General features: G+C 70.8%; 13 protein-coding genes. 5 read left to right on the top strand and 8 right to left on the bottom strand.

The genetic code is table 11. From position 1 onward, the window contains the following. Positions 1-301: 301 nt before the first annotated feature. The 4 genes from ADL05_RS01265 to ADL05_RS01280 all read left to right on the top strand — a co-directional run bounded on the left by ADL05_RS01265 (position 302) and on the right by ADL05_RS01280 (position 4,141). Positions 302-1,591 carry a TrkH family potassium uptake protein gene (locus tag ADL05_RS01265; RefSeq protein ID WP_156365674.1) on the top strand — a complete coding sequence of 430 codons (1,290 nt, stop codon included), beginning with the start codon at positions 302-304 and terminating at the stop codon, positions 1,589-1,591. Between the two features lie 19 nt (positions 1,592-1,610). Beyond that, the gene (locus ADL05_RS01270; protein WP_053614947.1) at positions 1,611-2,282 is read left to right on the top strand and encodes a TrkA family potassium uptake protein; all 672 of its coding nucleotides are present in this window, start codon (positions 1,611-1,613) and stop codon (positions 2,280-2,282) included. Positions 2,283-2,458: 176 nt separating this feature from the next. Further along, entirely contained in the window at positions 2,459-3,589 is a 1,131-nt protein-coding gene (locus tag ADL05_RS01275; RefSeq protein WP_053614948.1) for a metal ABC transporter substrate-binding protein, read from the top strand. A 318-nt stretch (positions 3,590-3,907) separates the two neighbouring features. Next, entirely contained in the window at positions 3,908-4,141 is a 234-nt protein-coding gene (locus ADL05_RS01280; protein WP_053614949.1) for a DUF397 domain-containing protein, read from the top strand. 516 nt (positions 4,142-4,657) lie between these two features. On the opposite strand, the gene ADL05_RS01285 is transcribed toward ADL05_RS01280, so the two are convergent. Together ADL05_RS01285 and ADL05_RS01290 are read right to left on the bottom strand one after the other, a co-directional pair. Further along, positions 4,658-5,497 carry a helix-turn-helix transcriptional regulator gene (locus ADL05_RS01285; protein WP_053614950.1) on the bottom strand — a complete coding sequence of 280 codons (840 nt, stop codon included), beginning with the start codon at positions 5,495-5,497 and terminating at the stop codon, positions 4,658-4,660. Between the two features lie 262 nt (positions 5,498-5,759). Then, positions 5,760-6,257: an ATP-binding protein gene (locus ADL05_RS01290; protein WP_053614951.1), complete on the bottom strand. Its 498-nt coding sequence runs from the start codon at positions 6,255-6,257 to the stop codon at positions 5,760-5,762. A gap of 302 nt (positions 6,258-6,559) precedes the next feature. Here ADL05_RS01290 and ADL05_RS01295 point away from each other — a divergent pair, with 302 nt between their 5' ends. Next, positions 6,560-7,318 (top strand): SDR family NAD(P)-dependent oxidoreductase, encoded by a 759-nt coding sequence (locus ADL05_RS01295; protein ID WP_053614952.1) that lies wholly within the window; start codon positions 6,560-6,562, stop codon positions 7,316-7,318. An 88-nt stretch (positions 7,319-7,406) separates the two neighbouring features. On the opposite strand, the gene ADL05_RS01300 is transcribed toward ADL05_RS01295, so the two are convergent. The 6 genes from ADL05_RS01300 to hrpA all read right to left on the bottom strand — a co-directional run bounded on the left by ADL05_RS01300 (position 7,407) and on the right by hrpA (position 15,792). After that, positions 7,407-8,381 carry a serine hydrolase gene (locus ADL05_RS01300; RefSeq protein ID WP_053614953.1) on the bottom strand — a complete coding sequence of 325 codons (975 nt, stop codon included), beginning with the start codon at positions 8,379-8,381 and terminating at the stop codon, positions 7,407-7,409. 151 nt (positions 8,382-8,532) lie between these two features. Beyond that, positions 8,533-9,141, bottom strand: coding sequence for an energy-coupling factor transporter transmembrane protein EcfT (locus ADL05_RS01305; protein WP_053614954.1), 609 nt, complete (start codon positions 9,139-9,141; stop codon positions 8,533-8,535). Further along, positions 9,138-9,839 (bottom strand): energy-coupling factor ABC transporter ATP-binding protein, encoded by a 702-nt coding sequence (locus ADL05_RS01310; RefSeq protein ID WP_053614955.1) that lies wholly within the window; start codon positions 9,837-9,839, stop codon positions 9,138-9,140. Before ADL05_RS01310 ends, ADL05_RS01305 begins: the two co-directional genes overlap by 4 nt. After that, on the bottom strand, positions 9,839-10,468 hold the full coding sequence (locus tag ADL05_RS01315) for a biotin transporter BioY (protein ID WP_053615051.1): 630 nt from the start codon (positions 10,466-10,468) through the stop codon (positions 9,839-9,841). The genes ADL05_RS01310 and ADL05_RS01315 overlap by 1 nt, the downstream gene beginning before the upstream one ends. Before the next feature lie 130 nt (positions 10,469-10,598). After that, a complete protein-coding gene (locus tag ADL05_RS01320) occupies positions 10,599-11,696 on the bottom strand; it encodes a lactonase family protein (protein ID WP_053614956.1) in 1,098 nt (365 codons plus the stop codon). Between the two features lie 142 nt (positions 11,697-11,838). Beyond that, the gene (gene hrpA, locus ADL05_RS01325; protein WP_053614957.1) at positions 11,839-15,792 is read right to left on the bottom strand and encodes an ATP-dependent RNA helicase HrpA; all 3,954 of its coding nucleotides are present in this window, start codon (positions 15,790-15,792) and stop codon (positions 11,839-11,841) included. Between the last annotated feature and the right edge of the window lie 62 nt (positions 15,793-15,854).

Genomic DNA, 15,854 nt, shown 5'->3' on the forward strand with positions numbered 1-15,854 from the left:
TGGTGGCTCCGCGCCCCGGCCGCGCACTCCCGCCATCCGGCGGGCCCCGTGCCACGCACCCCCGCCGAACTGGCAGAATCGGTCCGGTCCGGAGTGATGGCGCGGAGATTCGGGTGGATACGCGACGATGAGGTGGGTGCCAGACGCGACGCGCGAGCGCGCCGCACTGTGGACGGCCGTGGTCGGCCGCCGCCTGTCCGCGCTGCGCGACGCCCTCAACCTGCGGAAACGACGCCGCGACCAGGAGGCCCTGGTCCGGCCCCGTTCCGCCTGGGACAAGCCCGCGCGGGCCTTCCTCGTCATGTTCCTCGCCGTCGACGCGCTGGGCACCCTGCTGCTCATGACCCCGGCCGCGTCCACCGGCGAGGAGGGGCTGACCTTCGTCGAGGCCTTCTTCACCGCGACCTCCTCGCTGGCCGTCTGCGGCCTGTCGGTCATCTCGATCGGCGGCGACCTGACGGTGTTCGGCCACCTCGTAGTCCTGGTCCTCATCCAGACCGGCGGGCTCGGCATCATGACCCTGGCGTCGCTCCTGGGCGTGGCCGTCGTACAGCGGTTCAGCCTGCGCATGACGTTGAACGTGCAGGCGGAGAACCGGGCGCTCGCGGTGGGCGACGTCGGCGGGATCGTGACCCGCGTGGTCAAGGTGTGCTTCGTGCTGGAGTCGTTGGTGTTCCTGATCATCACGCCGCGGATGTGGCTGGGTCACGACATGACGCTCGGGGAGGCCGCCTACTCCGGCCTGTTCCACTCCGTCTCCGCGTTCAACAACGCCGGCCTGTCGCTCTACGACGACAGCATGATGCGCTTCTCCGGTGACGGGGTCATCCTGTTCTCGGTGGCCATGGCCGTGATCCTCGGCGGCATCGGGTTCCCCGTGCTCATCGAGATGCGCCACCACTGGCGCGCGCCCGAGCACTGGACCCTGCACACCAAGCTCACACTCATCACCAGCGGTCTGCTCTTCGCCGCCACGGCGGTCCTGATCATCCTCATGGAGTGGAACAACCCGGACACGCTCGGCGGACTCCACTGGTGGGCGCGCATCACCGACGGAGTCTTCCACGGCGTCATGCCGCGCAGCGGCGGCTTCAACGCCACCGACACCGGGGAGATGCGCGACTCCACGCTGCTGCTCACCATCATGATGATGTTCGTGGGCAACGGCAGCGCCGGGACGGCGGGGGGCATCAAGGTCGCCACGCTCGCGGTCCTGTTCCTGGTGGTGTGGTCAGAGGTGCGGGCGCACGACCGGGTGCACGTGTTCTCCCGCCGACTGGCGCCCGACGTGATCCGGCAGTCGCTGAGCCTGACCTTCCTGTCGATGACCGTGGTCGCCGTCACGACGGTGTTCTTCCTCCAGGCCACACCGTTCAGCTTCATGGACACCCTCTTCGAGGTGGTCTCCGCGGTGGGCGTGGTCGGGCTGTCCACGGGCATCACCCCGGAACTGGCCCCGTGGGCGCAGTCCCTGCTCGCGGTCCTGATGATGGCCGGCCGGATGGGCCCCATCACATTCGTGACCGCGCTGGCGTTCCGCGAGCGCAAGCGGCGTTACGATTTCGCCGAAGCGCGGCCGATGATCGGCTGAGAGAACGAGGAGAGGCCACGTGCCGCACAGCAAGAAGGTGTCCGACAAGCGCATCCTGGTGATCGGGTTGGGCCGGTTCGGCAGCTCCATGTCCCTGGAACTGGTCAACCACGGCTGGGAGGTCCTGGGCATGGACTCCAGCCCCCGGCTGGTCCAGATGTTCTCGGACGCCCTGACCCACACGGTCATCGCCGACGCCACCGACGACGAGGCGCTCCGCCAGATCGGTGCCGCGCAGTTCAGCCACGCCGTGGTCGCGATCGGCACGCACCTGGAGGAGAGCATCCTGGCGACCTCGCAGCTGGTCGACCTGGGTGTGCCGGACATCTGGGCCAAGGCCGTCAGCCGCCGCCACGGCCGGATCCTGGAACAGGTCGGCGCCCACCACGTGGTCCTGCCCGAGCACGACATGGGTGAACGCGTGGCCCACCTGGTGTCGGGGCGGATGCTGGACTACGTGGAGCTGGAGGAGGGGTTCTCGCTCGGCAAGACCAAGGCGCCCCGGGAACTGCTCGGCAAGTCCCTGCGCGAGACCCGGGTCCGGCACAAGTACGGGATCACGGTGGTGTCGGTCAAGCGGCTGAACGAGCAGTTCACGTACGCCACCGAGGAGACCGTGCTGCACAAGGGCGACCTGATCGTGGTCGCGGGGCGCACCGAGGACGTGGAGCGCTTCGCCGAGTCCAACTGAGGCCGCCGACCCGGCGGCGGGCGGGACGGCGGTTCGCGACGATGTTCCGGGACGCCGGTCCCGGACGCCGGTTCGGGACGCCGGTCCGGGGAAACGGGCCCGCGGCCGGTGGCTCGTGGAAGCCGTGCGAATGCGGACAAATTGACAACCGTTTTCATTTTCCCGATGATGGACCCATGCGAACTGGGACAACCTTGCGTGCGGCCGCCGTCGGCGCCGCCATGATGACACTGGCGGCCTGCGCCGGCGGCGGGGAGGAAGCGTCCGGCACCGAACCCGCCGACGCCTCCCTGACCGTCGTGACGGGCGTCTACCCCCTGGAGTGGCTGGCCACGGAGGTCGGCGGCGAGCGTGCCGCCGTCGTCCAGCTCACCGAACCGGGCGTCGAGCCCCACGACCTGGAACTCACCGGCCGACAGGTCGCCGAGGTGAGCGAGGCCGACATCGCCTTCACCGTCTCCGGCCTCCAGCCCGCCGTGGACGACGCCGTGGAGCAGGAGGCCGCCGACGCCGCCCTCGACGTCGCCGACATCGTCGAACTGCGCCCCGCCAACCCGGAGGAGGCGCACGAGGACGAGGAGGGCGAGGACCACGCCCACGAGGACGAGGACGAGCACGCTCATGAGGAGGAGGACTCCCATGACGACGAGCACGCCCACGAGGACGAAGCCGCGCACGAGGACGAGCACGCCCACGAGGAGGACGAATCCCATGAGGACGAGGCCTCCCACGAGGACGAGCACGCCCACGACGAAGGCGAAGAGGGCGACGGGCACGACCACGGCGAGTTCGACCCCCACTTCTGGCTCGACGTCGACCTGATGTCCCAGACCGCCACCGCGCTCGCCGAGCGCATGGCCGAGGTCGACCCGGACGGCGCCGCCTCCTACGAGGAGAACGCCGAGGCCGTGACCGCCGAGCTGGCGGCGATCGGCGAGGAGTACGAGGAGGGCATGGCCTCCTGTGCCCATGACGAGGTGGTCGTCGGGCACACCGCGTTCACGTACCTGACCGACGCCTACGGGCTGGAGCAGATCGGTGTCAGCGGGGTCGACCCCGAGACCGAGCCCTCCCCCTCCCAGATCGCGGCGATCTCCGACATCGTCGAGGAGCGCGGCATCACCACGGTCTTCACCGAACCCCTGATGCCGGACGCGACCGCCGACACCATCGCCGCCGAGTCCGGCGCCGAGGTCGAGGTGCTCGACCCGCTGGAGGGCATCACCGAGGACTCCCCCGGCGACGACTACCCCTCGATCATGCGCGGCAACCTGGCGGCCCTGACCACCGCCCTGGAGTGCTCCTGATCCACGCCGGGGGCCGTCGGTCCCACGGCACCACCGGTTCCACACCTTGCGCGCCCCACCGATCCCTCCGGATCGGTGGGGCCTTCTTCTGCGCGCATCCCGTTCGATACGGCACGGGACCGGACGTTTCCGGCCCGCCGCCTCACAGGAGCAGTGTCACCGCCGGACGCCCATCGGGTTACACGGCGCTTACATCAGACCAAAGTCAGGGACAGGTGGTGTTCGTCACGCTAAGCTTGTGAACGTGCCGGTGCTTATGCACGTGCATCTGGCAGTGCATCGGCACGCACGTTCCCCACACGTAGAAGGAGCACGACCATGACCGCTCACAACGGCATCAGCGCCACCGAGCTCACCGGCGCCGCCTGGCAGAAGGCCAAGCGCAGCAACTCCCAGGGCGCCTGCGTCGAAATGGCCCGCCTGTCCGACGGTTCCATCGCCGTACGCAACTCGCGCTTCCCCTCGGGTCCAGCGCTCGTGTACACGCAGGAGGAGATCGACTGCCTCATCCACGGCGCGAAGGACGGCGACTTCGACAACCTGGTCAGCTAGACGGTGATCGTCGGGCAACGCCCACCCGTCGCCCGCCATCGCCCACGGGGGCGCTGCGCGGAACGGGTGGGCTACCACCCTCAACGGACGCCAACGGCGCAGCCCTCCCCGACCGTCGCCCGCCATCGCCCACGGGGGCGCTGCGCGGAACGGGTGGGCCACCACCCTCAACGGACGCCAACGGCGCAGCCCTCCCCGACCGTCGCCCGCCACCGCCCACGGGGGCGCTGAGCCGAACGGGTGGGCGCCCACGGGGGCGCTGAGCCGAACGGGTGGGCCACCACCCACGACGGACGCCGACGGCGCGGCCCCTCCCGGCTGGTGCAGGACCGGGCCTCGGGGGACGCGGGAACGTCCAGGGGATGGCTCGGTCCGCCGGGTGGGCGGACATGGCGATGGAGGGCTCCGCCTCCCGAACGGAGCCCTCCATCACGGCCCGAAGCACACGAAGGGCCCGCCTCGGCGAGCCCGTACCCTCGTGTCACACCCGTCTCCGCCCCCCGCGGGCGACGGATGTCATTCCTTCTCCAGGTCCTCCAGCATTTCCTCGAGCATCTCCAGCGTCTCGTCCGGTGTGGCCGCGGCGACGCTCAGCCTGGTCATCGCCTTGGTGTAGGCCTCCACGACACTGCGACGGTCCACGATCTCGCCGTCGGTGAGCTGTTCCAGGTAGAGAAGGTCCGCCAGCTCGAACTCCGAGTAGCGCAGCAGGGTGAAGCCCGCCTCCGCCGCGTGCGCGCCGACCTCGAAGGGGACGATCTGCAGCGTGATGTTGTCGTAGTCCCGGCAGAACTCGATGAGCCGCCGGATCTGGCCGCGCATGATCTCCCGGCCGCGGGCCTTGCCGCCGATCGGACGGCGCACGGCCGCCTCGTCGAGAATGACCCACATGCGCATGTCGTGGTCGCGGTCCAGGCGTTTCTGTCTCTGCAGTCTCGCCTCGATCCGCTGTTCCGTGACCAGGTCCGTCTCGACACCGCCGGAGATGATCTCCCGCGCGTACTCCTCGGTCTGGAGCAGGCCGGGGACGAACTGCGACTCGTAGATGCGGATGTGGTCGGCGGCCTCCTCGAACCCCACGTACCTCACGAGCCACTTGTGGAGGGAGTCGCCGTACTCCTTCCACCACCCGGGCTTGTTGGATTCGCGGGCCACTTCGAGGAATTGCTTGATCACCGTGCGGTCGGAGACCCCGTACATCTTGAGGAGGTCCTCGATATCGCGCAGCTTGAATCCGACCCGGCCCAGTTCCATCCGGCTGATCTTCGACGCCGACGCCCGAATCCGGTTCCCGGCGTCCTCGCGGGTGATACCGCGCTGTTCGCGGTACTTCCGTAGCTCGTGCCCAAGCAGCATGCGACGCACGGTGGGGCCACTCCCCTTGCGCAATCGAGCGATATCCACGTTCGCCGCCTCTCTGTCATTCCCCACAAGAGTATCCGGAACCGCCGGATACACCTGCCGTGCGGTCACGACACTACATGTACACGATGGACGCATTGTCCCCCCGCCACCGCTCCGGAGGTGCGATGCGGCAAACCCGCCGACCGACCTCGGACCCCTCCATCGGTCATCGGCGCGGTGGTTCCGAGGCGACGCCGGCGGCGACGGTACCCGGTCACACGAATTGCGCCCAAACGAACTTTCCGCCCGGCGGTGTGGGAATCACACCCCACTCTCGCGCGAAAGCGCTCACCAGGGCAAGCCCCCGCCCGCCCTCGACCGCCGGATCCGGCTCCCTTCTGCTCGGCAGGCGATCTCCTCCGTCACGGACGGCACAGATGAATTCACGCCCGCTGCGCATCAGGGACAGCTGAATGCCCTCGGCGCTGCGCCTGGTCAAGGCCAGCGGGCCGCCGTGGCGTACGGCATTGGTGACCAATTCGGAAACGACCAGGGCGACATCCCCGGTCAAGTACTCCATGTCCCATTCTCGGAGAAGGGCCTCCGAAATCTCGCGTGCGGCCCCCACAGCGTGGGCCTGGGCCTCCAGCCCCCACGTCACCGCGTCGTGGCGGTCGCCGCAGACCGGCGTGTTCCAGCGGCGGGAACCGTGCGTCAGGACCTTGAGCCACCATCCCCCGGTCGGCTCCGCCACCGCCTCCGCACACTCCATGCCATCCACTCCTCACTGATGCGACGTGGCCGTCTCCGGCGCGGCGCTGCCGCCGCGGGCGTGTGCTGCTGCACGGATCGAATGCACGTGCATCTTGCTTCTGTTCGGCAATCGTAGGCCACCTCCCGCCCGCTTGCAGGCAAACCGCGATACCGAATCGGCGGGTTGGCCGAAACACAGGTGGGAGTGCCGAACCAGGCCACCAGGTCGCACGGTGAGAGGACCCCCCGGACGCGTACCGACCGGTAGGCATGCGGATAGGATTCACCCGCGCCCACCACGTGACTTACTGGAGGTTTCACATGTCCCCAACGCCTCGTGTGGCGATCGTGACCGGAGCGGCCCGCGGTATCGGTGCCGCCACCGCCGAACGCCTGGCGCGTGAGGGCCGGGCCGTCGCCGTGCTGGATCTGAAGGAGTCCGACGCCCAGGAGGTCGTGGACCGCATCACGGCCGACGGCGGCAGCGCCGTCGCGGTGGGCTGCGACGTCTCCGACGCCGACCAGGTCACCGCCGCCGTGGCCACCGTCGCCGAGCGGCTCGGCCCGCCCGCGATCCTGGTCAACAACGCGGGCGTCCTGCGCGACAACCTGCTGTTCAAGATGTCCCCGGACGACTGGGACACCGTGATGAACGTGCACCTGCGGGGCTCCTTCCTCATGAGCAAGGCCGCCCAGGCGCACATGACCGAGAACAACTGGGGCCGCATCGTCAACCTGTCCAGCTCCTCGGCTCTGGGCAACCGCGGCCAGGCGAACTACTCCGCGGCCAAGGCCGGCCTGCAGGGCTTCACCAAGACCCTGGCGATCGAGCTCGGCAAGTTCGGCGTGACCTGCAACGCCGTGGCTCCGGGGTTCATCGAGACCGACATGACGCGGGCGACCGCCGAGCGGATCGGGATCGACTTCGACGCCATGAAGGAGTTCAAGGCCAAGGAGATCCCCGTGCGCCGCGCGGGCGTTCCGGCCGACGTCGCCAACACGGTCGCCTTCCTGACCGGTGAGGACGCCGGGTTCGTCTCCGGCCAGGTCATCTACGTGGCCGGCGGTCCGCTCGACTAGGGAGTGCTCGGAGGCTCCGCGGGCGCGTGTCCCAGGAAGGGGACGGCGCCCGCGGGGCCCGGGGGTTTGCGTCCGCGCTGCGGGCGGATCAACGCCCGACCTCCTCGGCCGGTGTGCCCTCCAGGGCGCCGGTGACCAGGCGGACGAGGTCCTCCACGAGGCCGACGCCGCCGACGTAGTCGCTGTTGCCGTCGGTGAGGACGGCGACCAGGTACTCGCGTTCGGGACCGGCCACGAAGCCGACGCTGTTGACGTTCCACCGCCCGCCGTTGGATTCGCGCGGCGTCCAGCCGTTCTTCACGCCCACGGTGTCCTCGGGACCGGCCGCGGCCGACACGCCCCAGGCCTGTTCAGGGGCGACCTCCTCCATCAGGCCGCGCACGAACGCGCGGTCCTCCTCCGCCAGTGGACTGTCGTCGGTGTACAGCGCGCGCAGCAGGCGCAGCTGGTCGGCCGCGGTGGTCCGGGTGGCGCCCCACACCCCGACCGGGTTGGGTTCGGTGCCGCGCAGCCCGAAGGCGCGCGTTCCGGCCATGAAGCCGTCGGTGAACCCGTTGCTCTGATAGAGGGCGTCGGTGAGGTCGTTGTCGCTGTAGCGGATCACCTCCTCGGCCTGGGCGCGCTCGCCGGGGGTGAGTTCGCGCCCCTCCTCCCGGGCACGGGCCAGCAGCATGGCCACCAGGCTGAGCTTGACGACGCTGGCGGTGTAGACCGGCTCGTGCGCCCGGTATCCGTAGGCGGCGCCGGTGCGCAGGTCCTGGACGGCGACGCCGGCGTCGGCCCCGGAGGCGGCCACGAGGGCGTCGATCCGCGCGGTGAGGTCGGCGCGGTCCTCGGGGGTGAGGGGCGAGCCGCCCGTGGCCGGGGCGGTGACGGGCGCGAAGGGGACCAGGGGGAGATCGTGCCCGGACAGCAGGCTCTCCAGCCGGCGCGGATCCGGCTCCGGAACGCCGACCGCGGCCGATCCCGCACCCGACACGCTCAGCACCATGGCGGCGGCGAGCACGGCGGCCGCCACGGCCAGGGGCCGGACCCGATGAGCACCGGGAATGCGCCAGGGCACATGATCACCGATTCGTTCGCACGGCGGGGGGATGGTGTGTGCCTGCGATTATCCACCCGAACCCGGACCAGCGAACATATCTGATATTGAATCGGCACCAACTGCACACAATGCGTTTTCAGAAGGCGATTCCCGCGTCACATACGACGGTTCAGGGCCGGTCGGGCTCGTCGATCCCACGCGCGACGAGCGCCTCGCCCGTCGCCTCGGCCATCCGCAGCAACTGCACGATCACGGGTACCACCAGCAGGTGGGGCCGCCCGGACAGGCCGCGCGCCACGTAGCCCTCGCGGGCCGCCCGCCAGGCCGCGGCGACCATCGGGATGGACCGGATGGTCAGGGCCAGCACCAGGGCGACCCGGTCCGGGTCGGCCCCGACGTGGCGCAGCGGCCGGGCCGCGCGCTCGAACAGGTCGAGCATCTCCCGCACCCGCGTCGTGAGCGTGACGGCGTTGGCGAGCAGGACCAGGGCGGCCAGTTGACCCACCAGGCGCACGGCCGTCGGACCGTCGCCGAACAGGGTCTGGAACACGGCGATGGCCAGCAGGAACGGCCACAGCACCCGCAGGACGTGCCAGGCGCGGCGCAGGCCCAGCCCGCTCAGGGGGTAGACGGCCAGGGCCGTGGCCAGGGCGCCGACGGAGACCCACGGATCTCCCGCGACGATGATCACGACGCTCACGGCCAGCAGCGCGAGCAGCTTGGTCCGTGCGGTGAGGCGGTGCAGCGGCCCGGCGCCGGGAACGTACAGGCCCGTCACCGGCCCGCCCCGTCCCGCTCCTCGTCGAGCATGCCGCCGGTGTAGGCCGCCACGGCCGCGTCGGGAGAGCCGTCGAACACCACCCGGCCGTCGTCGACGACCAGCACCCGGTCGAAGTCGGCCAGCAGGTCCAGGTCGTGCGTGAACAGGATGAGCTGCTGGTCGAGGCCGGTGAGGGTGCGGTGCACCATGCGCGTGTTGCGCAGGTCGAGCAGGGTGGTGGGCTCGTCGCACACCAGGATCCCGGGTTCGGTCGCCATCACCGAGGCCAGGGCCAGCAGCTGCTTCTGACCACCGGAGAGCAGGTGGCCGGGGTGGTCGCGGTGGCCGTCGAGCCCGAACCGCTCCAGCAGGGCGTCGACCCGGCGGGCGGTCTCCGCGCGGCCGAGCCGGAGCCGGCGCAGCCCGATCTCCACGTCCTCGGCGACCGTGGGCATGATGATCTGGTTGGCCGCGTCGGAGAAGACGAACCCCACCCGGCGGCGGATCCGCCGGGCGTGGTGCCGGGTGTCCCACTCCCCCAGACTGACCCGGCCCTCGTCGGGGACGACGAGGCCGTTGAGGGTGCGGGCGAGCGTGGACTTGCCCGAGCCGTTGGCCCCGATCACGCCGATGCGGTGCTCGGCGAGGTCGAGGGTGACGCCACGCAGGACCGCGCGGCCGTCGTAGGAGTGGGAGACGCCCTCCAGACGGAGCATCAGGCGTCCTCGGCCTGCTTCGCGGCGACGGCGACCGGCCGGCCGGCGGGCGGGATCGGGTAGGCGCGGGCGACCGTGGCGGCGATGGCGGCGGTCAGCACGGCCTTGACCAGGTCACCGGGCAGGTAGACGGCCATGGAGTAGGCGGCCGCGAGGACCCCGTCGCCCAGGGCCACGGCCAGCCAGGGAACGCCGATCGCGTAGATCACCACGATGCCGCCGAGCACGTTGATGCCCGCGCCGACCCAGAAGTTGTACTTCCGGCGGCGGACCATCAGGTCGGTGAGGTAGCCGATGACCAGGGCGGCGAAGATCCAGCTGACGATGAACCCGGCGGAGGGCCCGGCCAGGACGGCGACGCCGCCGCGCCCGCCCGCGAACAGCGGCAGCCCGGCCAATCCCAGGGCGAGGAAGGCCGCCACGGCCAGCGTGCCGCGCTTCCAGCCCAGGAGGCTGGGCGCGAGCATGACGCCGAGCGTCTGGAGCGTGATCGGGACCGGCGAGAACGGGATCGGGATGGCGACCGTGACGCTCAGGGCGGCGATCAGCGCCGCGAAGACGGCGATGAGCGCGAGATCGCGGGCGGTCAGGCCCTTGTACTGGACCGGTGTCGACGCGAGGGCGGGCATGGGTGTGTCCCCTCCGGGGAGTTCGTGGGAGATGATCGCACCCATTGTCCGATATGCCGACCTCGCGGCGGGAGTCCGGAGCCGACAGATCCCGGGCCCCGAAGCTTGTAGGAGTTGCCCCCGGCCCAGGTCAGGGACGCGCGGCGCGGCGGATGCGGGTGATGGGGACCGGGAGCACGCACACGGGGGCGGGGACCGACAGGCGGTGGCCGGTGTCGGCGGGCACGCCGGTCCTGGGGTCGACGAGCAGGGCGGCCAGGGCGTCGCCGTTCTGGGCGGCGACCACCAGGTGGTCGGGTTCGTCGCGGTGCCCGCGAACGACGGTGAAGTTGCGCGGCCAGGCGCCGCCGGCCGGGGTGTTCGCCAGGTGCTCCAGACGGGCGCCGCCGTCGCGGACCGCCAGCGTGGAGACCGCGTCCGCGCCCCGGTTGGACACGTACACGCGCTCCCCGTGCGTGAGGATCTCGCCGGGGAAGTTCACCCCCGCCGCGCGCTCACCGGTGGCGTGCTCCGAGCCGAGGTACTCCGCGGTGCCGGTGTCGCCGTCCCAGCGCAGGACGTGCACGCGCGAGTCCAGTTCGCCCGCCACGTAGACGTACTCCCCCGCCACCGCCGCGTGCCGGGGGCCGGTGCCCGGGGGCAGGACGATCGTGCCGGTCTGCTCGCCGCCTCGGATGACGCGCAGCTCGTCGGTGCCCAGGTCGGCCACGAGCACGTGGTGCTGGTCGACCGCGACGGCGCTGTGCGCGTGGGAGCCCTCCTGGCGGTCCGTGACCGGCCCGGAGCCGGTGTGCGCGAACCGCGCCGCCTCGTGCGCGATGGCCCCGTCGTCGGCCAGGGCGAACTGAGCCACCACGCCGTTGGCGTAGTTGGCGACCGTCAGCGCGGTGTCCGTGGCCAGGACGTGGCAGGGCGAGGCGCCCCCGGTGGGGGCGTGCCCGAGTTCGGAGAGCCCGGCGTCGGCGTCGATCCGCCAGGCGGTGACGGTGCCCTTCTCGCTCTCGTTGACCGCGTAGACCGTGGGCGGGTCGGCGCGGTAGGCGAGGAAGGAGGGGCCGGTGGTGTGCGCGGCCACGCCTCCGTCGGTCAACTGGCCGGTCATCGGGTCGAACCAGACCCGGTGGATGCCCTGCCCCTCGCCGGGCGGCTCGGAGTCGGGGGTGTAGGTGCCCACCAACAGGAGTCGCCGTCCGTGCACCGAGTCGCCCACCGGGAACCTCGTTCTCATCGCGCCTGTACCGAAGGTGGTCTACACCACCAGCGGCATGCTATCGCCCGACGCCCGGCCGTCGGCACCGCGTCCACGAGGCGAAGGGCAGCGGTCCGCTCCCCTCAGGACTCCCCGCGAGCAGGGGGACGCACGGCCCGCGCTACCTGCCGGCGGTCTTGACGGCCTCCAGGGCCTTCATGATGCGCTTGTCCGAGACCGGGTAGGCGGTCCGCAGCTCCTGGGCGAACAGGCTGACGCGGTACTCCTCCAGCATCCACCGCAGCTCGACCACGTCCGGGTCGGCGGACCGGCCCGCGGGCAGGGCGCCCACGACCTTGCGCACCGCCTGGCGCATCTGTTCGACCTTGGCCATGTTGACCTGGTCCCGGCGCGGGTTGTCCGGCAGCTTGGTGAGCCGGTACTCGATCCCGCGCAGGTACCGGTGCACGTCGTCCAGGCGCGAGGCGCCCGCGGCGGTGGCGAACCCGTCGCCCACCAGGTCGCCGAGCTGGCCCTGCACGTCGTTGAGCGAGGGCAGGACCGCCAGCGACGTGGTGCCCTTGACCTTCTTGGACACCTTGCGCCAGAGCACGAGGACGCGGGCCACCTTGTCCAGGACCTCGGCGAGGGTGTCGCCGAGGTCGGCGCGCACGCGGTCGGCCAGCTTGGCGAAGTCCTCGCCGTTCCACACCGGTCCGCCCTCGCGGGCCAGCAGGTGGTCCACCGCCGCGGACTCGGCGTCGGCGAGCATCTTCTTGACCGACCCGTGCGGGTTGTCGGCCAGGGCGAGCTTGTCCGGGTTGTTGAGCCCCTTGCTGACCGCGAGCGCCGGGGAGGGCACGGTGAGCAGGAGCAGGCGGCGCGTGCCCGCCCACATGGCGGCGCGCTGCTCGGGCCGGGTGTCGAAGATCCGGATCGCGACGCTCTCGCCCTCGTCGAGCAGGGCGGGGTAGCCCTTGACCTTGGGGCCCAGGGCCTTGCGTTCCAGCGTCTGTTCCAGGGGGCCGAAGTCCCAGGAAGTCAGGCCCTTCCTCTCCACGCCCTTGGCCTCGGCGGAGATGGCCTCGCGCAGCCGCGGCTTGAGCTTGGCCCGCAGCTGTTCCAGGTCCTTGGACTCGGCCAGGGTCCGCCCCCGGTCGTCCACGGCCCGGAAGGTGATCCGCAGGTGGTCGGGGACACGGTCCAGCTGGAAGGCGCTCGCGGGCACCCTGTCCCCGCCCTTGGGCACGGCCATGCGGGTCAGTTCGGCGGCCAGCGCCTCCCTCAGCGGCCCCTCATAGGGGGTCAGTCCCGCCCGCGCCTCGGCGGCGTGGTCGGGCACCGGGACGAAGAAGCGGCGCAGCGGCTTGGGCAGGGACCGGATCATCGCGGTGATGAGTTCGTCGCGCAGGCCGGGGATCTGCCAGTCGAACCCGGTGTCCTCGACCTGGTTGAGGAACTTCACCGGGACCCGGGCGGTGACGCCGTCGGAGTCGCTGCCCGGCTCGAACTGGTAGCTCAGCGGGAAGACGAACTCGCCCTGGCGCCACACGTCCGGGTAGTCGTCCTCGCTGACGGCGCCGACGCCGTCGTTGATCAGTTCCTCGCGGGTGAAGTCGAGCAGCGCCGGGTCCTCGCGGCGGGCCTTCTTCCACCAGGAGTCGAAGTGCGCGGCCGAGACGACCGACTCCGGGACGCGGCGGTCGTAGAAGTCGAACAGCGCCTCGTCGTCCACGACGATGTCGCGGCGGCGGGCCCGGTGTTCGAGGTCCTCGACCTCCTCCAGGAGTTTGCGGTTGTCGTGGAAGAAGTGGTGCCGGGTCTCCCAGTCGCCCTCCACGAGGGCGCGCCGGATGAACAGCTCTCGGGAGAGCGCCGGGTCGATGCTCCCGTACTGCACCTTGCGCTGCACGACGATCGGCACCCCGTACAGGGTGACGCGCTCGAAGGCCATGACCGCCCCGCGCCTGCGCTCCCAGTGCGGCTCGCTGTAGCTGCGCTTGACGATGTCCCCGGCCAGTTCCTCGGCCCACTCGGGTTCGATCCGGCCGACCATGCGGCCCCAGAGCTTGGAGGTCTCCACCAGCTCGGCGGCCATGACGAAGCGGGGCTGCTTCTTGAACAGCGACGAACCGGGGAAGATCGCGAAGCGCGCGCCGCGCCCGCCCAGGTACTCGTGCTTGTCGGGGTCCTTCAGGCCGACGTGCGACAGCAGCCCGGCGAGCAGCGACTTGTGCACCTCGGCGGGGTCGGCGGCGGCCTCCCGCGGGGCCGGCACCTCGACGTTCATGGTGCGCAGCACCTGGCGGAGCTGGCCGTGGATGTCCTGCCACTCGCGCACGCGCAGGTAGTTGAGGAACTCGTCCCGGCACATCCGGCGGAACTGGTTGCCCGACAGCTCCTTCTGCTTGTCGCGCAGGTGGTTCCAGAGGTTGAGGAAGGCCAGGAAGTCCGACTCCTTGTCGGCGAACCGGGCGTGCATGGCCTGGGCCTGCTGCTGTTTGTCCGAGGGGCGCTCGCGCGGGTCCTGGATGGACAGTGCGGAGGTGATGACCAGGACCTCGGCCAGGCAGTCGCGCTCCTGAGCCTCCAGCACCATGCGGCCCAGCCGGGGGTCGATGGGCAGCTGGGCCAGCGTGCGGCCCCGGGCGGTGAGGCGGCGTTTGGCGCCGGAGGGGTCCGGGTGCAGGGCGCCCAGCTCGGTGAGGAGGTTGACGCCGTCCTTGATCTGGCGGTGGTCGGGGCCGTCCACGAACGGGAAGGCGGCGACGTCGCCCAGACCCAGCGCGGCCATCTGGAGGATGACGGAGGCGAGGTTGGTGCGCAGGATCTCGGGGTCGGTGTACTCGGGGCGGGAGAGGAAGTCCTCCTCGGAGTACAGCCGGATGCAGATGCCCTCGGACACCCGGCCGCAGCGGCCCTTGCGCTGGTTGGCCGAGGCCTGGGAGACGGCCTCGATGGGCAGGCGCTGCACCTTGGTGCGGTGGCTGTAGCGGGAGATGCGCGCGGTGCCGGGATCGATGACGTACTTGATGCCGGGCACCGTCAGGGAGGTCTCGGCGACGTTGGTGGCGAGGACGACGCGGCGGCCGGAGTGCGAGGACCACACGCGCTTCTGCTCGGCGACCGACAGGCGCGCGTAGAGCGGCAGCACCTCGGTGCCGCGCAGCTTCTTCTTCTCCAGGGCCTCGGCGGTGTCGCGGATTTCCCGCTCTCCGCTGAGGAAGACCAGCACGTCGCCGGGCGCCTCGCGGCCCAGCTCCTCCACGGCGTCCAGGATTGCCTGGGTCTGGTCGCGGTCCTTGCCCGGCCCCTGCTCGTCCGGGTCGAGGATCTCGTCGTAGATGGGCCGGTAGCGGACCTCGACGGGGTAGGTGCGGCCGGAGACCTCGACGATGGGGGCGTCGTCGAAGTGCTGGGAGAAGCGCTCGGGATCGATGGTCGCCGAGGTGATGACGACCTTGAGGTCGGGGCGCTTGGGCAGCAGCTGCTTGAGGTAGCCGAGCAGGAAGTCGATGTTGAGGCTGCGCTCGTGCGCCTCGTCGATGATGAGCGTGTCGTAGGCGCGCAGCATGCGGTCGTGCTGGATCTCCGCCAGCAGGATGCCGTCGGTCATCAGCTTGACCAGCGTGCTCTCGCTGGAGGAGTCGGTGAAGCGCACCTTGTAGCCGACGGTCTCGCCGAGGGGGGTGCCGATCTCGTCGGCGATGCGCTCGGCGACCGTGCGCGCGGCCAAGCGGCGCGGCTGGGTGTGGCCGATGGTGCCCATGACGCCGCGCCCGAGTTCGAGGCAGATCTTGGGCAGCTGCGTGGTCTTACCCGAGCCGGTCTCACCGGCGACGATCACGACCTGGTGGTCGCGGATGGCCGCCGCGATGTCCTCGCGGCGGGCGCTGACCGGGAGTGCCTCGGGGTAGCTGAGCTCGGGCACCGCCTCGCGGCGCACGTCCACGCGAAGGACGGCCTCGTCGATGTCGCGGGCGATCTGGGCGGTGACGGAGGCGCGCCGCCGCTCGTCACCGATCTTCGCGAGGCCGTCGATACGGCGGCGGAGCCGGTGCCGGTCCGCCGGCATGAGGTCGCGGAGCCGGGAACGGAGTGTGTCCGCGCCGGGCGCGGGCGTGGTGGTGCTCATCAGTTCTCAAGGTTATGAGGGTCGGCAACCGGTTTTTCACCCGGCTCGGGCGGTACGTGGTC

Origin of the sequence: Nocardiopsis sp. NRRL B-16309 (assembly GCF_001279585.1) — a bacterium.
Taxonomy (GTDB): Bacteria; Actinomycetota; Actinomycetes; order Streptosporangiales; family Streptosporangiaceae; genus Nocardiopsis.